The following is a 25,582-nucleotide window of genomic DNA, read 5'->3' as shown; positions in this document are numbered from 1 at the left end:
GCATCGGGAACCTCACAAGAACAACTGCGATGCGTAGGCCAGCGTCGCCCACAGGCCCAGGTGATAGGCGAGTGTGCGCAAACCGGGAATGCCGAAAAGATAGCAAACGGCATGCACGATGCGCGCGCCCAAAAACACCAACGATGCGATGACTGTGATGGTTCCGGACACCTGCAGCTGCATGGCAGCGAGCGCGACTGCGGCAAACGGCAGGAAGTTTTCCAGCAGATTGCGATGCGCACGCTGCGCACGCCCCGCGGCCCCGTCCGGTTCGGCAATGCCCTCGCGATTGCCGATCAACGCCTTGGCACCGACCTGGCGCGCATACAGTGCGGAAAACACCAGCGGAAGGCACAGGCATAGCACTGCGGTAGCCACCACCACACTTCGAGCAGCTAACAAACCTACTGCGCGGCCGCCAGGCGGGCGCGGTCGGTGCTCGGAATCCTCATGTACCACTCGTACACTCCGGTTCCTGCGCGCCGACCGCACCCACCTGACGACCGCTCGCTACGTTTTGTTAGCCGCTCTTCATTCGATCTGCGGGCTCATTGCGCCACCTGTTCGATCGCCGCCACCAGCGCCGCCGGTGCAGTGAGAAAGGGCGAGTGTCCGGTGTCCAGATCGATGGTCATCCGCATCGGTGCGGCGGCAATCATCTGCGACTGAAAACCAGGGCTGAGCGCCTTGTCCTGCAGGGTGCGGATATACACCCGATCCACGCTGCCGGAGCGCGCCGAAGTCAGCTGCACCGGCGTCATCATCGGCTGCACGGGCTCGTCCACCAGCATGGCCGGCACCTCGGCGCGTTGCGCGGCCGTGGCATCGTTGGCGAACACCTCCGCGCGTGCCGACGTTTCCACCGACATGACGCCCCTGCTCTTGTCCAACGCGAGATGCGGCGGCAACTGGCTGCCGGTGTCGGCCTGTGCAAGCGCCAGCAGCGTGCGGCCGTCCTGCGGCACGAACGCGGCCAGGTACACCAGTGTCTTGATCCTGGCCGGCGCGGCTTCGGCCACATTGGTCACGGTCACGCCGCCAAAGCTATGCCCGACCAGCACCACCGGTGCCGTCTCGTCCTTGATCGCGGCCAGTACCGTATCGCGATACGCCGCCAGGCTGATTGCTTCCGCTGCCTGCGAGGCGCCAGGGCGGCCGGGCAGATTCACCGCGATGACGCGGTAGCCGTGCGCACGCAGCTGGCCGGCGACCGGGCGCCAGATCGCAGCGGTTTCCCAGGCGCCGTGCACCAGCACGATGGTGGGGCGCGGCGCCGGCAGCGCCTGCACGGTGGCGGAGCACAGCGCGCACAACAGCAGCGCGGCGATGGGAATGCAGGTCGTACGTTTCATGGGGCACCTCAGCTCTGTCGGAATGCACTAAGGTTCCGCTTGCACACCGCGCGACACCATGACCCGGACACCGCCTTCCATGACCGATCCTCCAGCGCCGCAGGCGGCGGGCGATGCCCAGCCCGTGCGCGCCGACATCCTGTCGCAACTGCTCACCTTGATCCGCCTGCAGGGTGATGGCGTGTACAGCGCCGAGCTGGCGGCGGGCGTGCACGCACGGGTGCCGGCCGGGCCATCGCATCTGCATTTTGTCGAGGCGGGCTCGCTATGGATCACTGCAGATGACGGTGCATCACTGCAGCTGCAGACCGGCGATCTGGTCGTGCTGCCACATGGCCGTGGCCACACGCTGTCGCAAGCGCACCGCCCGGCACGCAGTGCCGAGGATTTTTTCGCAGCCGACCGGTTCGACCCGGCGCGCCTGAAGATCCGTCACGGCGAGGGCGCGGCGATGGCCAGCGTCATCGGCGGCATCTTTCGCTACGAGCGCCTGCCGTTGCCGCCGATCATGCGGGCACTGCCGACGCTGATCCATATCCCGGGCGATGCCGGACGCGTGCCCGAATGGTTGCGCCTGCTCTCGCATTTCTTGATGGCCGAAGCGCACGAGGTGCGGCCAGGTGCGCAGCTGATGGTCTCGCGCATCATCGATCTGCTGGTGATCCGCGCACTGCGCAGCTGGGCCGAATTGCATCCACAGCAATCGCGCTGGCTCACCAGCGCGGCCGGCGAGCGCGTCGGTCTGGCCTTGCACGCCATCCATGCCGATCCGTATCGCCGCTGGAGCGTGGAGCAGCTGGCCCGGCATGCCGGCCTGTCGCGTTCGCTGCTGGCGCAACAGTTCGTGCAGGTCACCGGCGAGCCGCCGATGCGCTACATCGCACTGTGGCGGTTGAGCGTGGCCGACGATCTGATCCGCTCCGGCAATGTCGGCGTGGGCGATGCCGCGCGCCGGGTGGGCTATCAGTCCGAAGCCGGTTTCAGCCGCGCATTCAAGGCGTATTTCGGGCATGCACCCAAGCAGGTAAAGCCCTAGCACCGCCGCCCGGGCCCTGCCTGCCAGGCAGACAGGGCCCGGGCTGGCCCGTCCCTCCGTTGCGTCGACGCGCCGGAAGACCCGAATCGTCGCCGCGAAATCGCCTGCGCCATCGCTACAGCGATTCGAAGGCTCCCAGGTCCGGCGCACGCCCGTTGAATGCCGCACCGCTGTCGGCACCGGCATCGATCAACGCGCTGCCGGGCGCAAGCGTGGCAAAGGTGGTCACCGGAAGATCGCCGTTGGCCTGGCGCGGACGGGTGAGTTGGCGCTCATCCAGGCTGATGAAGTCACGCGCAATCGCCACCAGCGGAATGCTGAAGGAGTTGCGCCCGATCTCGTTGGCCGTGGCGGCGCCCAGGTTGGCGATCTCGGTGCGCGTGCCGTAGCCCAGGTTGTTGGCCAGGGTGTGATCGTAGCCAGCCACGTCGGTGCGATTGTCCGCCAGGGTGGATAGCATGTCGAAGTTGGCGCGCCCATTGCCGATGGCGGTGTTGCTGATCCAGTCCTGCCCACCGATCTGGTGATTGGCATAAAAGCCATTGGTGCGGTTGCCGACCGCCAGATTGAACGCAATGCGGTGGCGCGGCACCGGTTGCGGGTAGACACTGCCGTTGCGTCCAAAACCGCCGGCCTTGAAACCGTTGCCGTCGCCCAGCGGCGTGCCATCGGTATCCAGGCCGTTGCGGAACGCCCAGTTGTGCTCCAGCGTGACCGCTTCCCAGGCATTGATCAGATCGAACCCGTCGTCGCTATTGTTCCAGGCACGGCTGCCCTCGATGCGGTTGCCCACGCTGCCGGCGGCGCCGGGATGCACACCGAAGCCATCGATGTTGCCGTAGGAGAACGTGTTGAGCCCCTTGTTGTTGTACGCATCGACGTTGCGCACCTGGTTGTTGCTGCCCGCCACCAGATACCAGCCGATCGCCTGCCCATCGTGGATGGCCAGCCGCTCGAAGCGATTGCCGTTGCCGCCCTGCACGCGAAAGGCTTCAGACTGGGTCAGGCGGTCGGCGATGGTGATGCGCACGCCGATCACCTCGAAGCCGCGAAACACGCAGTTGCTGGCGCGGACGCGGAATGCCGCCACTCGGCGATCTGCCGGCGTCACTGCGGAAAAGTCGAACACCGGGCGCTCGTTGGCGGCATTGACGTAGCCGATGCCGTCCTTGGTAATGTCATTGACGATGGCGTAGGTGCGCTCGCTCACGCTGACATTCGCGTTGGTGGGGCGATAGGTGCCGCCGCGCAGGTACACGGTGTCGCCGCTGGCCGCAGCGGCCTGCGCCGCCATCACGCTGGCAAAGGGCGCGGCCCGCGTGCCGGCATTGCTGTCCGAGCCGGTAGGCGAGACATACCAATCGGCCGCGAGCGCCAGCGAAGTAGGCATGCACACTGCAAGTGCCATTGCCACGACGGCAAGGCGGGAGGTGGTGATCATCGGATGGGTCCCTGGAGCTGGGTGAGTGAGTGGCGGCGGCGCGGTGGGTCGCCGCGGCGAGGGCCGCATCGACGTATCGATTGCAGCCGCGCAGACTAGCGATGCTGCGCTGTTGCCACCAGCACTCGGGTTCGGTTTTGGCGACCGATGTTCTGCCGCAGGCGCGCACGCGACACGAAACGTGCGGTAGTCGGCACTTGACCAATCCGGCGTGCGCGGTAAGTCTCGGGCAGTGGCGTGTGGAATTTCCCCCACAGGCATCGATCGGAGAGACCACCCGTGGACCGTCGTACCTTCCTCACCCTGTCCGGCATCGGTGCTGCCGGGCTGCTGCTGCCGCATACGCGCCTGATCGCTGCCGAGCAGCTGCTGGCGCCAAACGATGCGGCCCGCAACCGGCGCTTGTCCGACACCGCGCTCACCACCGCCAAGGCCGCCGGTGCCAGCTACTGCGATGTGCGCGTGGGGCGCTATCTGCGCCAGTTCGTGATCACCCGCGAGACGCAGGTAGAGAACGTGGTCAACGCCGAATCCAGTGGCGTGGGGGTGCGCGTGCTGGCCGATGGCGCCTGGGGCTTTGCGGCCACCAACACGTTGACCAGCGACAGCGTGGCCACGGCTACGCGGCAGGCGGTGGCCATTGCCAAGGCGAATGCGCGCTTGGGCGGCACGCCGGTGCAACTGGCGCCGGTGACGCCGGCAGGGCAGGTCAGCTGGAAGACACCGATCAGGAAGAACGCCATGGAGGTTCCGCTGCAGGACAAGGTGGCGCTGTTGATGGACGTCAACGCCGCGGCGCTCAACGCTGGTGCCACCTTTGTGGCCTCGCGCCTGTTCGCCATCAATGAGCAAAAATATTTCGCCAGCAGCGATGGCTCCTACATCGACCAGGACGTGCATCGTTTGTGGCTCCCTTTCACTGTTACCGCAGTGGACAAGGCCAGCGGCAAGTTCCGCACCCGCGACGGGCTGTCTTCGCCGATGGGCATGGGCTACGAATACCTTGATGGCGATGCCAGCCAGAAGCATCAACTGCCAGGCGGGCTGATCGGCTACGGCCACAGCTACGACGCGCGCGAAGATGCGATTGCCGCGGCAAAGCAGGCGCGCGCCAAACTCACCGCGCCGTCGGTGAAGGCCGGCAAGTACGATCTGGTGATCGACCCGAGCAATCTGTTCCTCACCATCCACGAATCGGTGGGCCACCCACTGGAGCTCGACCGCGTGCTGGGTTACGAGGCCAATTACGCCGGTACCAGCTTCGCTACGCTGGACAAGCGCGATGCCAAGTTCCGTTGGGGCAGCGATGCGGTGACCTTCGTCGCCGACCGCACCCAGCCGGGTAGCCTGGGCGCGGTGGGGTACGACGATGAAGGCGTCAAGACCAAACAGTGGGATCTGGTGCGCGACGGTATCCTGGTCGACTACCAGTGCACGCGCGATCAGGCGCACCTGCTCGGCAAGACGGCCTCCGATGGCTGCAGTTACGCCGACTCGTGGTCCAACGTGCAATTCCAGCGCATGCCCAATGTCTCGCTGGCGGCAGGCAAGCAACCGCTTGGCGTTGCCGAGATGATCAAGAACGTCGAGCGCGGCTTGTACATTCACGGGCGCGGTTCGTACTCGATCGATCAGCAGCGCTACAACGCGCAGTTCGGCGGGCAACTGTTCTACGAAATCGAAAATGGCCAGGTCACGCGGTTGGTGGAAGACGGTGCCTACCAGATTCGAACGCCGGAGTTCTGGAATGCCTGCAGCGCGGTATGCGACCAACGCGATTTCCGCCTGGGCGGCTCGTTCTTCGATGGCAAGGGCCAACCGAGCCAGGTCTCTGCGGTCTCGCATGGGTCATCCACCGCACGCTTTGACGGCATCAACGTGATCAACACCGCGCGCTCGTTGGGGTGAGGGCTGCGAGCAAGCGGTTGGCAGTGTCTTTGGTAAAGCTGTGTTACGTGGAAGTAGGTAGAGCGCTACCATCAACGAGTGTTGGCTGTGGTTTTGTTGAAAAAAATGTCGCGTCGACAGCTTGCAGACTGCTTGTTGAAACCTGTGCGCGCCGACCATCTCCACTGGTCCTTGCCCGCCCACCGTCGCGGGACCCTTGGCGGCATGGATGCCGCCACGGAGCTTACAGGGACGTACTTGCAGCGTGTCCTGCGATGGTGGGCGGGCAAGGGCCCTGCAGCAAATCCGCAGACCATACGCTCTGCGCCGTTGCTGCCCGGATCAAGCAATCAGATAGCAACGCCTGCATCGTGCTTATCGCGAGCGCTTGGTGATCTTCAAGCTTCAAGCCTGATCGAGGGCGCGGTGCCCTCACCGCTCGCGGGACACGCCGTGAATCCGTCCATGGAGGCTCGGTGGCGGCATCCATGCCGCCACACGGTCCCGCAATCGGTAAGGACACCGCACCAGACAGTTGGCTGGTGGTTTATTGAAGAACAGATGGCACCGCGCCAGACCGCTACCGGGTGCTTGTTGAAAACGTTGCGTACCGACCAACTCCACTGGTCCTTGCCCGCTCACCGTCGCGGGACCCTTGGCGGCATGGATGCCGCCACGGAGCCTACAGGGATGTACTTGCGGCGTGTCCTGCGATGGTGGGCGGGCAAGGGCCCTGCAGCAAAGACGCAGATGATCCGCTCTCCGCCTGATCTGTCAGTATTGAGCAATCAGATGGCAACGACTGCATCGTGCGTATCGCGATCTTTTTTTCTATTGAAGCCTTGTCGAGGCGAGGACACCACGCCAGACAGTTGGTTGGTGGTTTTGTTGAAAATCGAAAATGCCATGTTGCTGGTTTCTTTTTGAGGCGCTGCGCAAGAGCATCGTGAGCGGTCCTTGCAGCAACGTGGCGGTTGATCCGGCCTGCGAAGAGTCGACTGACCTGCGTGGCAAAACGATCGCGCGGTCTACGTTCCTCCAGCGGCGCTCGCCACGTTCGCAGGCGGCCAAGCCGCACCACGCGATGCATGCCGGTATTCCACCTGATCACTGACCCCTGCCGAAAGTCATTTGACGCAGCAATCATCGCCCGGCAAGAATCGGCGATGCCGCGTGGAGCGCTCCACGCATCACCACACCACCTGCGCGCCGCGCGGGACTATTGGGGAGTTGCCCGTGCAGCGACGTGATTTCCTGGCCCTCACCGGGCTGACCATGGGCGGGCTGATCGTGCCGGCCTATTTCGGCAAGGCGATCGCCGCCGAGCAGTTGTTGACACCCTTCGATGTGGGCCGCAAGAAGCGCCTGGCCGACGCCGGCTTGAACGCTGCGCGTCAGGCCGGAGCGAGCTATTGCGACGTGCGCATTGGCCGCTATCTGCGCCAGTTCGTGATCACCCGCGAAGACAAGGTGCAGAACGTGGTCAACACCGAGTCCATCGGGGCCGGCGTCCGCGTGATCGTCGGCGGTGCATGGGGCTTTGCCGCCACCAACGAGCTCACCGAGCAGGGCGTGGCCAAGGCCGCCGCGCAGGCGGCGGCGATTGCCAAGGCCAACGCCAAGGTGCAAGGCACGCCGGTGCAGCTGGCGCCGACGCCGGGCGTTGGCGAAGTCAGCTGGAAGACGCCGATCAAGAAGAACGCGATGGAAGTGCCGATCAAGGACAAGGTGGACCTGCTGCTCGGCGTCAACGCCGCCGCCACTGCCGCCGGCGCCAACTTCGTCAATTCGATGCTGTTCGTGGTCAACGAACAGAAGTATTTCGCCAGCACCGACGGCTCCTACATCGACCAGGACGTGCACCGTATCTGGGCGCCGATGAGCGTGACCGCCATCGACAAGGCCAGCGGCAAGTTCCGCACCCGCGACGGGCTGTCTGCGCCGATGGGCCTGGGCTACGAATATCTCGATGGCGCCGCGTCCGGCAAGTTCGTCTCGCCCAACGGCGTGGTGAATTACGGCCTGTCCTACGACATGAAGGAAGATGCGATTGCTGCCGCCAAACAGGCGCAGGAAAAGCTCAAGGCACCGTCGGTGAAGCCGGGCAAGTACGACCTGGTGCTGGACCCCTCGCACACCTGGCTCACCATCCACGAATCGGTCGGCCACCCGCTGGAGCTGGACCGTGTGCTCGGCTACGAAGCCAACTTCGCCGGCACCAGTTTTGCCACGCTGGACAAACTCAAGGCCGGTTTCCAGTACGGCAGCGACAAGGTGCACATTCTCGCCGACAAGACCCAGCCCGGCAGCCTGGGCGCGGTCGGGTACGACGATGAAGGCGTCAAGACCAAGCAGTGGGATCTGATCCGCGACGGCAAGCTGGTGGACTACCAGGCCATCCGCGATCAGGCGCATATCCTGGGCAAGACCGCCTCCGATGGCTGCTGCTATGCCGACTCGTGGTCGAGCGTGCAGTTCCAGCGCATGGCCAATGTCTCGCTGGCCGCCGGCAAGACGCCGCTGAGCGTGAGCGACTTGATCAAGAACGTGGAAAACGGCATCTACATCATCGGCGATGGCTCGTTCTCCATCGACCAGCAGCGCTACAACGCGCAGTTCGGTGGCCAGCTGTTCTACGAAATCAAGAACGGCGCGATCACCCGCATGCTCGAAGACGTGGCCTACCAGATCCGTACCCCGGAATTCTGGAACGCCTGCAGCGCCGTGGCCGATCAACGCGACTACCGCCTGGGTGGTTCCTTCTTTGACGGCAAGGGCCAGCCGAGCCAGTCCTCGGCCGTCTCGCATGGGTCGTCCACCGCCCGTTTCGACGGCATCAACGTCATCAACACCGCCCGCTCGCTCGGCTGACAGGAGAAACCCACATGAGCATCCTTACCGAAGCGCAGGCCAAGGCCATTCTGGACAAGGTCATCAAGCTGTCCAAGGCCGACGAGTGCACCGCAACGCTCACCGGCTCGATCGACGGCAACATCCGTTTTGCGCTCAACAACGTGTCCACCAGCGGCATCGTCGACAACACCGACCTGCAGGTGCAGGTGGCGTTTGGCAAGCGCGTGGGCATCGCCACCATCAACGAGTTCGACGACGCCTCGCTGGAACGTGTGGTGCGCCGTGCCGAAGACCTGGCGCGGCTGGCACCGGAAAACCCGGAGTTCATGCCGGCGGTCGACAAGCAGACCTACAAACCCAGCCCCACCTTCAGCGAGTCCACGGCAGCGGTGGACCCGGCGTTCCGCGCGCAGGTGGCCGCCGATTCGATCGCACCGTGCAAAGGCAAAGGCTTGATCGCCGCCGGCTTTCTCGAAGATGGCCAGAGCTTCACCGCGTTCGCCAACAGCAAGGGCAACTTCGGTTACCAGCGCGGCGCACGCTTCGACTACACCTGCACGGTGCGCACCGAGGATGGCCGCGGCTCGGGTTGGGTGGGCCGCAACCTGAAGGATGCCGCCGACTTCAAGGCCGAGCAGGACATCCGCATTGCGATGCGCAAGGCCAGCGATTCGTCCGAGGCCAAGGCACTGGAACCGGGCAAGTACACAGTGATCCTGGAGCCGGCCGCGGCGGCCGGGCTGATCTCCTTCATGATGAATTTCTTCGACGCACGCCGCGCCGATGAAGGCCGCAGCTTCCTGTCCAAGAAGGGCGGCGGCAACAAGCTCGGCGAGCAGGTCTACGACCCGCGTGTGAACATCACCGCCGACCCGTGGGATGCGCGCGCGGCGGTGCTGCCGTGGGATGAAGAAGGCCTGCCGCGCGAGAAGATGGCCATCGTGGAAAACGGCAAGATTGCCAACCTGCAGTATTCGCGTTTCTGGGCGCAGAAGAACGGCAAGCGTGCGGTCGGCGAGCCGGGCAACCTGTTGATGGCCGGTGGCGACAAGAACATCGCCGAGCTGGTGCGCGGTACCGAGAAAGGCATCCTGGTCACACGTACCTGGTACATCCGCATGGTCGACCCGCAGACCGTGCTGCTCACCGGGCTCACTCGCGATGGCACGTTCTACATCGAGAACGGACAGATCAAGTATCCGGTGAAGAATTTCCGCTTCAACGAATCGCCGGTGATCATGCTCAACAACATCGACGAACTCGGCAAGCCGGTGCGCGTGGCTGGCGACGAATCCAGCTTCGTGATGATGATTCCGCCGATGCGGCTGCGCGATTTTACGTTTACCTCGCTGTCGGACGCGGTGTGAGTAAGAGCCGGGAATTGGGAGTGGGGAATCGGGAATGGGAGAGCAAGAGCTGCTCCGCTCAACCTGAGTGTTCACCAGCGCTTCCGGTTCCCGGTCCCCTGCCGTCGCCGACACCGCGCCGCCACTTTCTCGGTCTGCTGCTCGGTAGCGTCGCCACGTTGGCGCTGCCGCAGCGCGCGCGTGCGGCCGGTAGTTACGATTTCTGGTTCACCCGGCTGCGCTACGACTCCGGCGATTGGGACGTGGATGCGCGCATGCCGTCCAACCTGATCACCTCATTGATCGATTACACGCAATTGCGCGTGGACCCGGAGGAACATGTGCTGGATCTTGCCGACCCGCGCATGCTGCAGGCGCCGTTCTGCTATCTGTCCGGGCACAAGCTGGTGGAGTTCAATCCGGCCGAGCGGCGCAATTTCGAGCACTACGTGCGCAATGGCGGCTTCGTGTTCGTGGACGACTGCAATCACGATATCGATGGCCTGTTCGCCACCTCGTTCGAAGCGCAGATGGCCTCCATCTTCGGTAAGACCGCACTGCAGAAGTTGCCCAAGTCGCATCGCCTCTACAGCGCGTTCTTCAAGTTCCCCGATGGCCCGCCGGCCACCAGCTTCGAGCTCAATGGCTGGGGCGATGACCTGGTGCACGATTACCTCAAGGGCATCAGCATCGACGGCCGGCTGGGAGTGCTGTACAGCAACAAGGATTACGGCTGCGAATGGGATTACGACTGGCGCAACAAGCGTTTCCTGGCCGAAGACAACACCCGCTTCGGCGTCAACATCGTGATGTATGCGTTGACCAACTGACATCGATCCGTAGGAGCGCGCTTGCGCGCGATGAGGCTTTATCGGTAACGCCGCATCGCGCGCAAGCGCGCTCCTACAGGAATCGAGGGAGATTTTTGAGGCATGACATCCACCGCCAGCCATCCGCCGTCGCATACGCCAGCCGCGTACGCCTTTGCAGGAGCGCGCTTGCGCGCGATGCCGTATCGATAACGCCGCATCGCGCGCCATCGCGCTCCTACACCAGCAGCCACATAACGAGACGTTTCCCATGACTTCCCCCAACGAAGACACCCTCAGCGCCCAGCTCTCGCAACTTGGCGCACTGCGTGCCGCGCTGGCCCAGGCCGTGGTCGGGCAGGACGCGGTGGTGGAGCAACTGTTGATCGGCCTGCTGGCCGGCGGCCATTGCCTGCTGGAAGGCGCGCCAGGCCTGGGCAAGACGCTGCTGGTGCGCTCGCTGGGCCAGGCATTGGAACTGCAATTCCGCCGCGTGCAATTCACCCCCGACCTGATGCCCAGCGACATCCTGGGCACCGAGTTGCTGGAAGAAGACCATGGCACCGGACATCGGCATTTCCGTTTCCAGCAGGGCCCGATCTTCACCAACCTGCTGCTGGCCGACGAGCTCAATCGCACTCCGCCCAAGACCCAGGCCGCGCTGCTGGAGGCGATGAGCGAGCGCACCGTCAGTTATGCCGGCACCACCTATGCGTTGCCGTCGCCGTTCTTCGTGCTGGCCACGCAGAACCCGATCGAACAGGCCGGCACCTACCCGTTGCCGGAAGCGCAGCTGGATCGTTTTTTGCTGCACGTGCGGGTGGATTACCCCAGCGAGCAGGAAGAGCGCGACATCCTCAGCCAGACCACCGGCAGCGCCAGCGCGCAGGTGCCCAAGGTGATGGACGCGGCCAGTGTGCAGGCGCTGCAGCGACAGGTGCGCGATGTGCATGTGGGCGCGGAGCTGCTGACCTGGATCAACCGCCTGGTGCGTGCCAGCCGGCCCGGCCCGCAGGCCGGCGACGCGGTGCGGCAGTGGGTCAAGTGGGGCGCCGGCCCGCGCGCCGGGCAATCGCTGGTGCTGGCGTCCAAGGCCCGTGCCCTGCTGCACGGGCGCCTGGCTGCCACCCGCGAGGATGTGCTGGCGCTGGCAGCACCGGTGATGCGCCATCGCCTGCTGCTGTCGTTTGCCGCCGAGGCCGAACAGCGCAGCGCCGACGATGTGGTCGCCGCGCTGCTGCATGCCGTGCCGTACCCGGGCTGAGCGCAACGACATGCACGCCCCGTTGCCGGCGCTGATTCCAGCCGACGTGCGCAGCCGCCTGCGCGGCCTGCAGCTGCGGGCGCGTCAGGCCCAGGGCGGCCACGGCATCGGCCAGCACGCCAGCCGCAGCCGCGGCGCCGGTCTGGAATTCGCCCAATACCGCGCTTACGAACCGGGTGATGCGCTGCGCCAGATCGATTGGAAGCTGTACGCACGCTCTGACCGCTTTTTCGTGCGCGAAGCCGAGCGCGAAAGCCCGCTCACCGTGTGGCTGCTGCTCGATGCCACCGCATCGGCCGGGCAGGCCGACAGCGCGCGCCCGGACGACACCCGCCTGCACACGATGGCCACGCTGGCCGCCTGTGCGGCAGAGGTGGCGCTGCAGCAGGGCGATCGCGTCGGGCTGTATGCCTTGCATGGCGGCGGCCTGGTGGCGGTGCCGGCCGGTGTCGGCAGCCGCCAGCGCGACCGGCTGTGGCTGGCCTTGCACGGCCTGCGCGCCGGTGGCCGCTGGCCGGGGCTGGATGCGGTGCGTCCGTTATGGGAACGCATCGCCGCACACGACCTGCTGCTGTCCATCGGCGACGGCTTCGATGAAGAACTGGCCAGCGCACTGGAAAAATTCGCCGCCGCCCGCCGCGACGTGGTGCAGCTGCAGGTGCTGACCTGCGATGAGCGCGATTTCCCGTTCGATGGCGGCCACCGCTTCCGCGACCCGGAAACCGGCGAGGAGCTGCTCGGCGATGGCGCGGCGATGCGCGCCGACTACCTGCAGCGCTTTGCGGCCGCCCAGCGCGCGCGTCAGGCACGCTGGCAGGCCGCCGGCATCGCGCATGCCGTGCACTATCTGGATGCACCGCCCGACGCCACCCTGCGCCAGGTGTTTGCCCGGGGCATGACGCGATGAGCGTGCGGGCGCAGCGCGCCGTGCGGCGGGCGTGGTTGGCGGCCAGCCGGTCAGCGGCCGGCACCCCCGCCGCGCAGCGGCACCGTCCACGCTCTTGCAGCGCAGCCGCGGCACGGCCGTGTTGCGGCAACGCCGGAGCGTGGCGGTGAACCTGCTGCTGCTCTTCCCCGCCGGGCTGGCCGCATTGGCGGCCCTGCTGATGCCGCTGCTGATCCATCTGGCGCGGCGGAGCGAGCACCGGCCCACCGACTTTGCCGCGCTGCGCTGGTTGCGCGCACTGCCGCGCCCGCGTCATCGCGTGCGCCTGGACGAGCTGCCGTTGCTGCTGGTGCGCTTGCTGCTGCTGGCCGTCCTGGCCGTGCTGCTGGCCGAACCGGCACGGCGCGCGCCACCGGATGTCCGCCCGCGCATCGTGGTGAGCCCGGGCGTTGACCTGGCCGCCGCGCGCGCCCTGCCGCTTCCCAACGATGCGCATTGGCACTGGCTGGCGCCGGACTTTCCGCCGGTTGCCGCCGCTGCCGGCGCATCCGGCAGCGGCACGCCGCAACCGGTCGCCAGCCTGCTGCGCGAGTTCGATGCCAGCCTGCCGGCCGAGGCGCCGCTGTACGTGATCGTGCCCACGCTGTGGGGCGCGCTGGATGCGCAGCGGGTGCAGGTGTCGCGGGTGCTGCAGTGGCGGGTGTTGCCCGGTCAGTCGCCGACTGCCGGCCCTGCCACAGGTGCGCCGCTGCGCCTGCAGGTGGTGGCCGACGACGAGGATGCACCAGCCCTGCGTTACCTGCGCGCCGTGCATGCGGCCTGGGCGTTGCCGGGCGCATTGCCGGTCGCGACGCCCGCGGCGGCGGCTCCGGCCCGCTGGGCGCCCGGCATGGTGGTGGCGTGGCTGTCGCACAGCACGCCGCCGGCGGCGGTGATGGCCTGGGTCGCGGACGGCGGGCACCTGCTGCTGGAGGCGCGCAGCCCGGCCCCGCCTGCACTGGCCGCCCCGCTGCAGCCGTTGCCCGATGCACAGGGGCCGCCGCTGATCGAGGGCGCAACACTCGGCCGTGGCCGCGTGCTGCGCTGGGTGGCGCCGCTGCAGCCGCAGCAGCTGCCCGCCGTACTGGAGGCCGACTTCCCCAGTCGCCTGCGCGCCGCGCTGCAGCCGCCACTACTGCCGCAGCGCGCGCCCGCACAGACCCAGCAGCCGCAGCGCGGCGCCGCCATCCGGCTGACCACACCGCCATGGCCGCTGGCGCCGTGGCTGATCGGCCTGGTGCTGCTGCTGTTCGCGCTCGAACGCTGGCTCGCCACCTCGCCGCGCCGGGCCAACGCCGCATGAGCACGCCGGCACTGCAGCAGGCGTGGCGGGCGGCACGGCGGCGCCAGGCCGCAGGTGTGCTGCTGTTCGGGCTGCCGCTGGCGGCGGTGCCGGCGGTACTGGCGTGGCGGGCCGGTGCGCCGGCAGCGGTGATTCCGCTGCTGCTCCTGGGCCTGCTGGCAGTGCTCGGCGTGGCAGCGCTGGAGGTGCGTCGGCTCGACCAGGCCTGGCTGATCCGCCGGCTGGACCGCGAGCCGGATCTGGACGACAGCAGCGACCTGCTGTTCGCGCCCGCCGCGCAGCTGAACCCGCTGCAGGCGCTGCAGCGCCAGCGGCTGGAGCAACGCCTGCGCAGCTCCCCGCGCGACCTGCGCCCGGCCTGGCCGTGGCGGCGCGCCTGGCCATGGAGCCTGCTGGGGCTGATCGCCTGCGGCACGCTCCTGCTGTGGCCGCCGCGCCCGCATCCGCCTGCCGCAGGCAGCGACCGCGTGGCCGCGGCGCGTGCCGATCGCGGCGCCCCGGCGTTGCGTCAGGCGCTGCTGCGCAGCAGCCCGCCCGCGTACACCGGTCTGCCGGCGGCACGCCTGCCTGGGCTGGATGCGCGGGTGCCCGCCGGCACCCGGCTTGACTGGCAACTGCAGGTCAGCCCGGCGCCACGCAGCGTGGCGCTGCGGCTCAGCGACGGCCGCCTGATCCCGCTTGCCCGGCAAGGCGGCAGCGACCACTGGCAAGGCCACTGGATCGCCGAACGCCCCAGCCTGTATCGCATCCTGATCGACAACGCCCCGGCCGACCGCCAGCTGCATCGGCTGGACGTGCTGCCCGATCGCCCACCGCAGGTGCGTGTGCTCGCGCCCGAGCAGAGCCTGGTGCTGTGGACGCCAGCCAATGGCAGCTGGGCGTTGCGCTTCGAAGCCAGCGACGATTACGCCGTGGCCGCCAGCGCCGAGCTGCGGCTCACCCTGGCCCAGGGCAGCGGCGAAAACATCACCTTCACCACCCAGCGCCGCACGCTCACCGGCAGCGGCCCGGCCACCCGCCGCAGCTTCGCCACCACGCTGCAGCCGCAGGCCCTGGGCATGGCGGCTGGCGACGACCTGATCGCGCAACTCATCGTCCACGACACCCGCCAGCCCGGCCCGCAGGAAGGCCGCAGCGCCAGCGTGATCCTGCGCTGGCCGCCGCCGGAGCAGACCATGGCCACCAGCCTGGAGGCCAGCGTCAAGCAGACCCTGCCGGCCTACTTCCGCAGCCAGCGCCAGATCATCATCGACGCCGAGGCCCTGCTGAAGGAACAGCCGCGCCTGGACGCGGCCACGTTCCTCAAGCGCTCCGACGCCATCGGCGTGGACCAGCGCCTGCTGCGGCTGCGCTACGGCCAGTTCCTGGGCGAAGAGAGCGAAGGCGCGCCGCAAGGTCCGCCGACCGCCGACGCGCCACCCACCAGCGACGCCCCCGCCGACGATCTGCCCACTGCCGACATGCCCACCGCCGACGCGCCAAGCGCGCCCGCCGCTGCTGCAGACACCCATGCGCACGCCGGGCATGACCACGACGATCACGACAAGGCCAGCACCGCCGAACCCGGCGCCGCCGCGCTGGACGACCACGACCACGACCACGGCGGCGGCAACGGCCGGCCCGAACGCAGCAGCTTCGGCCAGGCGGAGAACGTGCTGGCCGAGTACGGCCATACCCACGATCACGCCGAGGCCGCCACCCTGCTCGACCCGCAGACCCGCGCCCTGCTGCGCGCTGCGCTGGACCAGATGTGGCAGTCCGAAGGCGAGCTACGCCAGGGCCACCCCGAGCGTGCCCTGCCCTTCGCCAACAAGGCGCTGGGCTTCATCAAGCAGGTGCAGCAGGCCGAGCGCATCTACCTGGCGCGGGTCGGCACGCAGCTGCCGCCGATCGACCCCAGCCGGCGCATGAGCGGCAAGCGCGATGGCATCGGCCCCGGCCCCGATGCGCTGGATGCGCGCACCCGCCCCGACCCGCAACCGATGGCGCTTTGGCAGGCCTTGGGCGAGGCCGCACCCATGCACGATGCCGCCGCGCTGGATGCCTTCGCGCGCTGGCTGGCCGCCCACGAGCGCCAGCTCGATGCGCCGCTGGATCTGGCCGCCGCCGTCGAGACCCTGCGTGCCACGCCCGACTGCGCCCGTTGCCGGCAGCACCTCCGCGCGCTGCTCTGGCCGGTGCTGGTGCGCCCACCGGCCGCCGTGCAGCCGCGCGCGGCCCCCGATGCCGGCGGCCAGCGATATCTGGATGCCTTGCACGCACAGGAGCGCCGCTGATGCCCGCCTGGCCCGTCATGGTCCTGCTGGCCCTGATCACGCTGCTGGCGTGGTGGCGCCTGCGCGCTGCGCGCATCGCCGGCTGGCGCAAGGCCGCCCTGCTCGCCCTGCAACCGCTGTGTGCCGCGCTGCTGTACTGCACGCTGCTCCCGCCGCCGCTTCCCGGCCGCAGCGGCCCCCTGGTGGTGGCCACCGCCGGCGCCGGCATGGCCTCGCTCGCGCTGGCGCCCGGCGACCGTCTCATCGCGCTGCCCGAAGCACCGCCCGGCCTGCGCAACGCCGAGCGCATGCCCGATCTGGCCACCGCATTGCGCCGCCATCCCGGCACCACCGGGCTGCGCATCGTTGGCGCCGGCCTGCCCGCGCGCGATCGCGACGCGGCACGTGGCTGGCCGCTGCACTACAGCGCGCCGCCCCCCACCCCGGGCCTGACCGAGCTGGTCACCCCGCCGCTGGCGGCGCCGGGTGACGACGTGGCCATCGCCGGCCGGATCACCGGCCTGCCTGCAGCCACCGTTGAACTGCTGGACCCGGCCGGCCGCCGCGTGGACCTGGTCGCCCCCGACAGCGCCGGACGCTTCCGGCTCACCGGCAGCGTACGCGCCGCCGGCGACAGCGTCTTCGTGGTGCGCGTGCTCGGCCCGGACGGGCGCCCGCGCGACCGGGCCGATGTGCCGGTGTCGGCCGTCGATACGCCTGCCGCCGCCCTGTGGATCCTTGCCGGCGCGCCGCAGCCGGAGCTCAAGTACCTGCGCCGCTGGGCACACGACGCCGGCCTGCAGCTGCACACCCAGATCGCCACCGGCGGCGGCGCGCAGTTGGGCGACGCCCCACGGGTGCTGGACGCCGCCACGCTGGACCGCACCGACCTGCTGGTCATCGACGAACGTGCCCTGGCCGCGCTGTCGCGCGCGCAACGCATGACGCTGCGCGCCGCGGTCGAGCGCGGCCTCGGCCTGCTGCTGCGCCTGACCGGCCCACTGGATGCCGTACAACGCAGCGCCATTGCCGAGCTTGGTCTGCCGCTGCGTGGCGATGACGCCAGCGCGCCGGTGCAGATGGCGGCTGCCCTTGGGCCGCAGCCTGCCGCGGCGATGGCGCAGCAACCCGCTACAGGGACCGACGGTAGCGCAGTGCCGGCATTACCCGTGCTGGAACGTCGCACCCTGGTCCCCGATGCAGACGACGCCATCGCCGTGCTGCGCACCGCCAACGGCGCGCCATCGGCGTGGTGGCGTGCGCATGGGCGCGGACGGATCGGCCTGATCACCCTCACCGACAGCTACCGCCTGGTGCTGCAGGGCCAGCCCGCACTGCACGCCGCGCTGTGGAGCCAGACGCTCTCGCCCCTGGCCCGCGCCCACCCCGCACCACGCCTGGCCACCCGCACCGGCTGGCGCAACCAGCGCATCGGCGTGTGCAACCTGGGCAGCGCAGCGCAGTTGCAGGCGCCCGACGGCACCACTGCCCCGTTGCCACCGGACCCGGCCACCGGACCGGCCGCCTGCGCCGGCCTCTGGCCAGAGCACACCGGCTGGTATCGCTGGCAGGACGCGCAACGCGGTGGTGCCCTTTACATCCGTGCCCCCGCCGACGCCCCCGCGCTGTCTGCCAACACGCAACGCGACGCCACCCTGGCGCTGGTCACCCCCAGCAATGCCACCCGCCAGGCGCAGCCCGCACCGCAGCCCGGCCCCCGCTGGCCGTGGTGGCTGGGGTTTGTAGTGGCCGCCGCGCTGCTGTGGTGGCTGGAGCGGTGGCGTGCGGATCGCCCGATGCCTGCGGGCAGGCAGGGGTAGGCGTCACCGCGCGCGTAGCCGGTGCGCGCCGGCTTCCCGCGCGCCTGGGCGCGCGCGGTCGCTGTGTCGCTGCGGGCCTGGGTCGGTTCAATGCACAGCTCAGCACCGATGCCGTTTGCTGCGTGCGCCGCACATCGCCGGCAGGAAGGGGTGCAGTGCGAGGCGTTCACGGCCGTCACTTGGGGCGAGCATCGCTTGCGCGGCATTGGCGCGTGTGCGTTGGAGCGCCTGCGCTGCCAGCGCGGGCCGGGCGCGGAGCGGGAATTGGGGTGAAGGTACGGGCGAAGCCTGGTTGGCACGCACTGCAGGCTTCGCCCGAACCCTCATCCGCCCTTCGAGCACCTTCTCCCGGAGGGAGAAGGGAGCATGTGGTCGACAGCGTCGTGTGTTCGAGCACCTCGAGGCCTGCACGACACCGCGAGGGGCTGGGGCTTTCCTGGCGTGTCGATGACGCGTTCGTGGCGCCGATGCATGGCCTTTGCTCGGAGATCGACCGGGCTTTGCATCGCTCCTCCCGACGCGGCGGAGGCTACCCGCGTCGCCACACCCGGCAATGATTGTTCGCCGGCAATGCCACGTCGTCGATCAACTGCAACCCGGCCGCCGTTGCCAACGCATCCACCGCGTCGGCATCGCGAATGCCCGAGGCTGGGTCGCGTTCGCGCAGCATCGCATCGAAGGCGCGATTGCTGTCGCTGGTGAATCGCCCATCGCGGTTGAACGGGCCATAGATCGCCAGCACCGCATCCGGCGCCATCACGGCCGGCAGGCCCGCGAACAGTGCCTGCACCTGCGGCCAGCCCATGATGTGCAGCGTGTTGGCGCTGTAGACCGCATCGTAGCCATGCCCGCCATCCGGCAGCACCGGCAATGGCGGGGATGGCGCGAGCCCGGGCGACGGGCTCGGCACGGCCTGCAGCGCAATCGGCGCCGGCGTGTTTGGTAACCCTGCCTCCTCCAGCCACTGCTGCATGCCTGGCAAATGATCGGCATGGTCGCTGGCCTGCCACTGCAACCACGGCATCGCCGCGGCAAAGTGCACGGCGTGCTGGCCGGTGCCTGCACCGATTTCCAGCACGTGCCGGCGGTCGGCGAAGTGCTGCTGCAGCACCTGGAGAATCGGATCGCGGTTGCGCGCGGAGGCGGGGGAGAACGGTTTATTCATCGTGCTTAAGACCTTTGAAGTCCCAATTATGTGGCGAGATGCGAGGTCAAGTGACCAGCTTGACGATCAGGCTTTCTTCCCTGCCCCGTAGACGAAATGTGGACATCCATCCCATCTCTTGGCTACCCATCGCGCCACTATCGGCGAGGGGGATCTACTCACGAGGACATCTGCATGAACAAGGCCGTTACTTTTTGCACCGCAAGTATTTTATTGGCTGTTGCTAGCCTAGCCTCCGCGCCCAGCGCTCACGCGCAAGCGTCAACGGTACTGCTTGATTGCACAGGCAGCGATTACTGTTGGGCGGGAGTAGACAGCCCGGGGTCCCCCCAGCCGTTCAAATACGCCTGGAGTTTCAGCAACACTGCAGGCGCCATCTTTCCCAGAAACTGCACCAACAGTTCCGATTGTTCTTTCTACTGCCCACGCACCAGTGCCTTCATCAACGCCACGGTCATGGTGAGTAATGCGAACAACCAATTTGTCGGCTCTGCCACCGCACGGGCACTCTGCACGCCGCAACCAATCTGACTCAAGCCTGCGACAGATTGTGTCCATGGGCAGAGGATCGACCAGGCACGCCCAGCCTGGTCGATCACCGCGCCACACCTCACCGCGCCACACCTCACCGCGCCGCAGGCAACGCCTCGTAGGCGCGCCGCACTGCCTCTTCGCCGAACTGCCGTTCCAGCCGGCGCACGATGAAATGGCCGCGCGCCATCGCCTGGAAGTGGCGCATGAACACCGTGTTGAGCGTGGCACCGCTGACCGCGCCGACCAGGGGCACCGCCTGCACGGCGAGTTTTTCGCCCACGTTGACCGAGAACTTGGCAGCCACGCGCGCGACCAGCGACACCAGCGCCGGTGCGCCCTTGCTGGCAAAACCGTGCGCGGCCACGTGGCGGGCGGCGGCGCTGAGCTGCTGCGCCATCGCTGCACGCACCGCGAAATAGCCCGACTCGGCGCCGTCATCCACCACGCTGCGGCCGCCGTGCGCCAGCACTTCCAGGCAGGCCAGCGCGGTCTCCGGGTCCTGCAGCGATTCGCCTTCGGCATGCGCGATGTCGGCAATGGAGCGCAGCATCACGGTGGTGGTCAGCGGCAGCTCCACCATCAACCCCGGCAGGCCGAAAAACCCGCCAGCGCCGCCGGCCACCGCCACCGCCATGGTGTGGCGCGTGGTGGACGCCGGCTGCAGGGGCTTGGTCTTGCCACGCAGGCTCAGGAGCGCCGACTTCATCGCCACCTGCAGCGCGCGGCGGGTCACCCCGTCGATGCTGCGTGTCACCATCCTGGGCAGCCGCTTGGTGATCAGGCTCTCGATCGGCGCGCCCAGGGCGTTGGCCAGTTGGGCCGCCACACCGGGGTTTTCCAGCAAGGCGTGGGCGGTGGCCAGGTCGCGCTGCGCGGCAGCGTCCATCACCGGTATCGGAAGCGTCGTCATGCCTGCTCTCGCTCGTAGGGGGCCTGGGCCGATGGTACCCAGCCCCGCGTGAGCGTCGGACGAGCGGCGTGCGCAAACTCGGTTACCGCTGCAGATGCCGGCAAAATGCGCGATCATCGGCGTCCACGCAGGCAATGCCCACCAGATGAACCGTGAGATCCGCCACAGCATCGTGATTGCCGCCGCGCCGGAAGTGGTGTCCGCCGCGCTGTCCGAGCCCACCCAGCTGGCCCGCTGGTGGACCCGTGAGGTGCGGCTGGTGGACGGCCGCGTGTGCCTGGACTGGAGCGGGCACGGCTGGCAGGTGGAGCTGCGCATCGACGACGGCGCCGACCACCGGCTGGTGTGCTGGCACTGCGAGCGCTCCAACATGCTCGACACCCTGGCCTGGGAAGGCACGGTGATGCGCTTCGATCTGATCTCCACCAGCCAGGGCACGCGGGTGGAGTTCGTGCAGTCAGGGTACCGCGAGTCGCCGTGCTTCGACGCCTGCTCGCAGGGCTGGCAGTATTTCCTGGGCAGCAGCCTCAAGCGCTACGTCGAAACCGGGGAAGGCACGCCCTATCCGGACGTGCCCGCCCCCCGCAGCCCCGCGCGCTAGTCGCGCGCCGTGCCGCTAGGCCGTGCGCGGCTGGCCCAGTGACGGTGCCGCGGGCACCGGCAACTGCGCATCCACCGTCACCGGGCTGTCGGACTGCAGCAACGCGCGCGCTTCGGCATCGCTGGCCACCGCCGGCGGCGAACCCCGCAGCGGCAGGCCGGCGGTCTCGCGCACGAACAGCATGGTCACCAGGCCGATCGCCGCTGCACCCATCAGGTAATACGCCGGCACCAGCGGGTCGCCGGTGCGTTCCACCAGCCAGGCGGTCACCAGCGGCGTGGTCCCGCCGAACAACGACACCGAGACGTTGAAGGCGATCGACAACGCGCTGTAGCGCACTGGGGTGTAGAACAGCGCCGGCAGCGTGGACGGCATCGAACTGGTGAAGCACACCAGCGCCAGGCCCAGCAGCATCAGCCCGGCGAAGATCAATCCATCGTGGCCGCTGCCGATCAGCAACAGGCACGGGATGGCCAGCGCAAACAACGCAATGCAGGCGCCGATGATCATCGGGCGCCGGCCCAGCTTGTCGCTGAACAGGCCGCCGACGATATTGAGCGGCATCATCACCAGCATCACCAGGATGATCAGCAGCAGGCCCTTGCTCTCGGCGTAACCCATCGTGACGCTGAGGTAGCTGGGCATGTAGGTCAGCAGCATGTAGTCGGTGACGTTGAACACCAGCACCAGCCCCACGCACTTGAGCAGCTGCGGCCAGTGCAGGCGCAGCAAGGTCATCAGGCCCTGGCCGGCAGTTTCGCGCTCGCGCTGTTCCGATTGCTCGGTGTAGGCGCGAAAGGCCGGGGTTTCTTCCAGTTTCATGCGCATGTACAGGCCCAGCAGACCCAGCGGCCCGGCGATCAGGAACGGCACGCGCCAGCCCCAGTCCAGCATTTGCGCCGGGGTCACGCTCATGTGCAACGCGGTCACGGTGGCGGCGCCGGCGATATAGCCGCCCAGGGTGCCGAATTCCAGCCAGCTGCCCATCAGGCCGCGGTTACGGTCGGTGGCGTATTCGGCAATGAAGGTCGCCGCGCCGCCGTATTCGCCGCCGGTGGAAAACCCCTGCAGCAAGCGCGCCAGCAACAGCAGGGCCGGTGCCCACAGGCCGATGCGGTCGTAGGACGGAATCAGGCCGATGCTGAAGGTACCCAGCGCCATCAGGATCATCGTGGCCGCCAGCACCTTCTGCCGCCCGTAGCGGTCGCCCAGCGGGCCGAACACCATGCCCCCGATCGGCCGCACCAGAAACGCGACGGTGAAGGTGGCAAAGGTGGCGATCAGCTGCGCCGTGGGATTGCTCGCCGGAAAGAACACCTGGCCCAACGTCACCGCCAGGTAGCCGTACACGCCGAAGTCGAACCACTCCATCGCATTGCCCAGCGCGGCGGCGCCGACCGCCCTGCGCAGCATGCTGCGGTCCACCACGGTGACCTCGTCGAGGTGCAGCTGGCGGCGGCGTTTGAACCAACCGAAATGCGAACGGATCGCGCGCGTGTCGTGCATGAGCTTGGTCTCCAGACTGGCTTGCGGCCACCGCTGCCCGCACGTCCCGGCACCTGCACAGGACACGGCACATCACGCATACACGGCACAGGCACATGCACTGGAGTGGCCGGAGGCATTCCCGGACGGCCGCGTCAACTCAGCGGCGCTGCGGGACAGATGACCAACGAGATGGGCGTATGCCCAAGGGCTTGATCAGTGCGCCATGTTACACCAGCGTGCAGATCGCTGCAGACGCGACTGCATATGGCGCTGGATTTGGGGCGTTTTTGCGGGGTTTTGCAGACGGTCCACACGCACACCGCTACGCACGCGCATGTAGGAGCGCACCCGGCCGCGACGGCGGTATCGGTGATGCCCTTCGCGCCCCGGTGCGCCCCTATGGCAATTAGCCGAGGCCAGCAATCAGCCGAGGTCGAGTGCCGACAACAGCGGCTGCAGGTCCTCGCGCGTTTGCGGGCGGACCGCGCGGGCGACTTCTTCGCCATCGCGCAACAGGATCACGGTGGGCCAGAGCTTGACGCGGAACGAGCGGCCCAGCGGGCGCCCTTTTCCATCTTCGACCTTGCGGTACTCGATCGCCTCATAGCCACCCAGCAGTTTCTGCAGCAGCGGTTGTGCGGCAATGCAATGCCCGCACCAATCGGTACCGAATTCCAGCACCTGCACACCGCGATGCGCATCGATGTCGCTGCGCTCCGGTGCCTGCGTGGCGTAGTCGCGAACAAACCCCATCTGCACTGTCTCCGTGACGCTGAGTGAGAACACATCATTACGCGCAGGCGCACCTGTGACGTACCGGCGCCCGGGTACCGGAGTGTACGCGGCGTACATCAGGTGCCGGGCGCCGGCGGCAGGCGCTGCGCCTGCCGCTTACGACAGCGCGCGCTGGATGTCTTCCAGCGGCAGGTTGGTCAGGTCCTTGGCCAGGTCGCCAACCAGCCGCTGCTGGGTTTCCTTGTGCAGCAGGGGGCGCACGCGGCCCAGCGTGGTCGGGTCGGCCACCAGCACCAGGTGCGTGTACTCCTGCTTCAATGCCCCATCGTTCAAGGCCTTGGACAGCTGCTTGGCAAACGTCATCTCGTCCAGGTCCGCCTCGGTGAGATCCTGCGGTGCCTTGCCGGCCGGGCCATCGTCGTCGACGTTCTGCACGTCGGTGCGCGCGTGCTGGCGCAGCACGACCTTGGCTTCGTTGCCGGTATTGGTGAACCAACGCGCTTCGCCGCCGTCGGCTACCACGACCAAGGCACCCTGAGGAATTTGCAGACTCATCCGATTTCTCCTGTTTCGATGATCGGTGCGGCGTGTGCCGCACCCAGTCGGCCTCAACCTAGGTCAGCAGATGTAAGCAAGGTGCCTAGCCAGCGTCAGCGCGGCGTTAGTGGCGCTGCCAATGGCGGCGGCGGCAATCCCAGATGGCGGCTGAAAAAGCGCGCCATCACGCGCAGGGCCTGCTGGCTTTCCGGCAAGGTCTCGGTGAAATGGAACCCGTGGCCCAGGCCGTCCCAGACATGCAGGTCCGATTCGCGCCCCAGGTCGATCAAGCGCGAGTGCGTGTACGCGGCCGTGCTCAGCTCTGCCGCGCGTGTGGCGGTGATCAGCAAGGTGGGCGGGAACTGCCGCAACACCGCATCGGAGAACACCGGCGACACCAATGGGTCGTGGAAGTCCACGCCCTCGCCGTAATACAGGTCTTCCATGATCGGCAACTGCCCGCCGCGTCGGGCAGCAAGGCATCGTTGACCGCAGCGGCCACATAGCGCGAATCGCCCCGGTAGCGCGCATCGCCGGCCGCGCAGAACATGCCCGCTGCCGCCGGCATCGGCAGGCGCTCCTTGGCAAACCACGCCAGCGACTCACCGGTGAGCACACCGCCGGCCGAGCAGCCGAACAGGCCGATACGCTCGGGCGCATAGCGCTGGAGCGCGGCGCGATACACCGCGGCCACATCTTCGCTGGCCGCCGGGAAGCGGTGCTCCGGGCCCATCCGGTAATCCACTGCGATGACCGTCATGCCGGTCATCGCTGCCACCGGGATGGCCTCCATCAACCCGAACGATTGCGCACTGCCCATGATGAATCCGCCGCCATGCAGCTCGATCAGCAGGCGCCGGGCCTGTTCGGGCGTGCGTGTGCGTGGCTCCACCCGCAACACCGGCACCTCGTTCCAGCGCTCGCGCGTCACCTCCACCGCATAGCGCGTGCGCAGCTGCGCAACCACGCCTTCGGCCCAGCGCTCGGTATCGGCGCGAATGCGCGGCAGCTGCTGCAGCAAGGTGGCGTTGTCGGCCTTGGCCAGGGGGTCCGCACGCGCCACCTCGGCCTGTACATGCGCACGCGCGGCAGGGCTGAGGTACTCGGACACCGGCAAGGCGAAGGGCGCCACCTGGCGCGTACCCTCCGCCGCCGGGGCCGCCGACGTCGCCGCGCGTTCTGCGGCGGTGGCACTCAGTGCACAGGCGGCGCCGATCAGCGCCATCAACCCACGTGTCGTCCAGCACGGTCGTGTCATGCAATGCCCTCCCAGGCGTGATCAGCCGTCGAGCATACCGGTGGGGCATGGGGCGGCACTGTG

Annotated in this window: 20 protein-coding genes, 1 other RNA gene and 1 pseudogene; 13 read left to right on the top strand and 9 right to left on the bottom strand. The window is 67.8% G+C overall.

Going from position 1 to position 25,582, the window contains the following annotated elements:
• Nucleotides 1-12 precede the first annotated feature (12 nt).
• Entirely contained in the window at nucleotides 13-378 is a 366-nt protein-coding gene (locus RZV17_RS00525) for an MAPEG family protein (protein WP_355606298.1), read from the bottom strand.
• Between the two features lie 72 nt (nucleotides 379-450).
• On the opposite strand from RZV17_RS00525, the gene RZV17_RS00520 reads away from it, so the two are divergent.
• Nucleotides 451-526: non-coding RNA, sX9 sRNA (locus tag RZV17_RS00520), on the top strand.
• A 22-nt stretch (nucleotides 527-548) separates the two neighbouring features.
• Here the strand turns inward: RZV17_RS00520 and RZV17_RS00515 are convergent.
• A complete protein-coding gene (locus RZV17_RS00515; RefSeq protein ID WP_355606295.1) occupies nucleotides 549-1,352 on the bottom strand; it encodes an alpha/beta fold hydrolase in 804 nt (267 codons plus the stop codon).
• A 79-nt stretch (nucleotides 1,353-1,431) separates the two neighbouring features.
• Between RZV17_RS00515 and RZV17_RS00510 the strand changes: the two genes are divergently transcribed.
• Nucleotides 1,432-2,388 (top strand): AraC family transcriptional regulator, encoded by a 957-nt coding sequence (locus tag RZV17_RS00510; RefSeq protein WP_355606292.1) that lies wholly within the window; start codon nucleotides 1,432-1,434, stop codon nucleotides 2,386-2,388.
• 115 nt (nucleotides 2,389-2,503) lie between these two features.
• Here the strand turns inward: RZV17_RS00510 and RZV17_RS00505 are convergent, their stop codons facing one another.
• Nucleotides 2,504-3,778 (bottom strand): pectate lyase, encoded by a 1,275-nt coding sequence (locus RZV17_RS00505; RefSeq protein ID WP_355606289.1) that lies wholly within the window; start codon nucleotides 3,776-3,778, stop codon nucleotides 2,504-2,506.
• Between the two features lie 330 nt (nucleotides 3,779-4,108).
• On the opposite strand from RZV17_RS00505, the gene RZV17_RS00500 reads away from it, so the two are divergent.
• The 9 genes from RZV17_RS00500 to RZV17_RS00460 all read left to right on the top strand — a co-directional run bounded on the left by RZV17_RS00500 (nucleotide 4,109) and on the right by RZV17_RS00460 (nucleotide 18,291).
• Nucleotides 4,109-5,737: a TldD/PmbA family protein gene (locus RZV17_RS00500; protein WP_166751572.1), complete on the top strand. Its 1,629-nt coding sequence runs from the start codon at nucleotides 4,109-4,111 to the stop codon at nucleotides 5,735-5,737.
• Nucleotides 5,738-6,952: 1,215 nt separating this feature from the next.
• Nucleotides 6,953-8,587, top strand: a complete 1,635-nt coding sequence (locus tag RZV17_RS00495; RefSeq protein WP_166744761.1) for a TldD/PmbA family protein — start codon at nucleotides 6,953-6,955, stop codon at nucleotides 8,585-8,587.
• A 14-nt stretch (nucleotides 8,588-8,601) separates the two neighbouring features.
• On the top strand, nucleotides 8,602-9,936 hold the full coding sequence (locus RZV17_RS00490; protein ID WP_047693260.1) for a TldD/PmbA family protein: 1,335 nt from the start codon (nucleotides 8,602-8,604) through the stop codon (nucleotides 9,934-9,936).
• On the top strand, nucleotides 9,933-10,745 hold the full coding sequence (locus RZV17_RS00485) for a DUF4159 domain-containing protein (protein WP_355606284.1): 813 nt from the start codon (nucleotides 9,933-9,935) through the stop codon (nucleotides 10,743-10,745). Before RZV17_RS00490 ends, RZV17_RS00485 begins: the two co-directional genes overlap by 4 nt.
• A 250-nt stretch (nucleotides 10,746-10,995) precedes the next feature.
• Nucleotides 10,996-11,988, top strand: coding sequence for a MoxR family ATPase (locus RZV17_RS00480; protein WP_047693257.1), 993 nt, complete (start codon nucleotides 10,996-10,998; stop codon nucleotides 11,986-11,988).
• A 10-nt stretch (nucleotides 11,989-11,998) separates the two neighbouring features.
• Nucleotides 11,999-12,895 (top strand): DUF58 domain-containing protein, encoded by an 897-nt coding sequence (locus tag RZV17_RS00475; RefSeq protein WP_355606280.1) that lies wholly within the window; start codon nucleotides 11,999-12,001, stop codon nucleotides 12,893-12,895.
• Between the two features lie 145 nt (nucleotides 12,896-13,040).
• Entirely contained in the window at nucleotides 13,041-14,216 is a 1,176-nt protein-coding gene (locus tag RZV17_RS00470) for a BatA domain-containing protein (protein ID WP_355606277.1), read from the top strand.
• Nucleotides 14,213-16,492: a hypothetical protein gene (locus RZV17_RS00465; RefSeq protein ID WP_355606274.1), complete on the top strand. Its 2,280-nt coding sequence runs from the start codon at nucleotides 14,213-14,215 to the stop codon at nucleotides 16,490-16,492. Before RZV17_RS00470 ends, RZV17_RS00465 begins: the two co-directional genes overlap by 4 nt.
• The gene (locus tag RZV17_RS00460; protein ID WP_355606271.1) at nucleotides 16,492-18,291 is read left to right on the top strand and encodes a carboxypeptidase regulatory-like domain-containing protein; all 1,800 of its coding nucleotides are present in this window, start codon (nucleotides 16,492-16,494) and stop codon (nucleotides 18,289-18,291) included. Before RZV17_RS00465 ends, RZV17_RS00460 begins: the two co-directional genes overlap by 1 nt.
• A 529-nt stretch (nucleotides 18,292-18,820) precedes the next feature.
• On the opposite strand, the gene RZV17_RS00455 is transcribed toward RZV17_RS00460, so the two are convergent.
• A complete protein-coding gene (locus RZV17_RS00455) occupies nucleotides 18,821-19,456 on the bottom strand; it encodes a DUF938 domain-containing protein (protein ID WP_355606268.1) in 636 nt (211 codons plus the stop codon).
• Between the two features lie 174 nt (nucleotides 19,457-19,630).
• Between RZV17_RS00455 and RZV17_RS00450 the strand changes: the two genes are divergently transcribed.
• Nucleotides 19,631-19,987, top strand: coding sequence for a hypothetical protein (locus tag RZV17_RS00450; protein WP_355606265.1), 357 nt, complete (start codon nucleotides 19,631-19,633; stop codon nucleotides 19,985-19,987).
• A 94-nt stretch (nucleotides 19,988-20,081) separates the two neighbouring features.
• Here the strand turns inward: RZV17_RS00450 and RZV17_RS00445 are convergent, their stop codons facing one another.
• A complete protein-coding gene (locus tag RZV17_RS00445; protein ID WP_355606262.1) occupies nucleotides 20,082-20,900 on the bottom strand; it encodes an EcsC family protein in 819 nt (272 codons plus the stop codon).
• 145 nt (nucleotides 20,901-21,045) lie between these two features.
• Here RZV17_RS00445 and RZV17_RS00440 point away from each other — a divergent pair, with 145 nt between their 5' ends.
• Nucleotides 21,046-21,501 carry an SRPBCC domain-containing protein gene (locus RZV17_RS00440; protein WP_179453295.1) on the top strand — a complete coding sequence of 152 codons (456 nt, stop codon included), beginning with the start codon at nucleotides 21,046-21,048 and terminating at the stop codon, nucleotides 21,499-21,501.
• 15 nt (nucleotides 21,502-21,516) lie between these two features.
• On the opposite strand, the gene proP is transcribed toward RZV17_RS00440, so the two are convergent.
• From proP to RZV17_RS00420, 4 genes and pseudogenes are all read right to left on the bottom strand, one after another.
• Nucleotides 21,517-23,007 carry a glycine betaine/L-proline transporter ProP gene (proP, locus tag RZV17_RS00435; RefSeq protein WP_355606258.1) on the bottom strand — a complete coding sequence of 497 codons (1,491 nt, stop codon included), beginning with the start codon at nucleotides 23,005-23,007 and terminating at the stop codon, nucleotides 21,517-21,519.
• 405 nt (nucleotides 23,008-23,412) lie between these two features.
• On the bottom strand, nucleotides 23,413-23,742 hold the full coding sequence (locus RZV17_RS00430; protein ID WP_123137600.1) for a thioredoxin family protein: 330 nt from the start codon (nucleotides 23,740-23,742) through the stop codon (nucleotides 23,413-23,415).
• A gap of 138 nt (nucleotides 23,743-23,880) precedes the next feature.
• The gene (locus RZV17_RS00425; protein ID WP_039406470.1) at nucleotides 23,881-24,279 is read right to left on the bottom strand and encodes a host attachment family protein; all 399 of its coding nucleotides are present in this window, start codon (nucleotides 24,277-24,279) and stop codon (nucleotides 23,881-23,883) included.
• A gap of 95 nt (nucleotides 24,280-24,374) precedes the next feature.
• Nucleotides 24,375-25,519 (bottom strand): annotated as a pseudogene (locus RZV17_RS00420) (alpha/beta hydrolase).
• Nucleotides 25,520-25,582: the final 63 nt, after the last annotated feature.

This window comes from Xanthomonas cannabis (assembly GCF_040616535.1).
GTDB classification, from domain to species: domain Bacteria; phylum Pseudomonadota; class Gammaproteobacteria; order Xanthomonadales; family Xanthomonadaceae; genus Xanthomonas; species Xanthomonas cannabis.
This window is presented reverse-complemented; position numbering and strand designations above follow the sequence as displayed.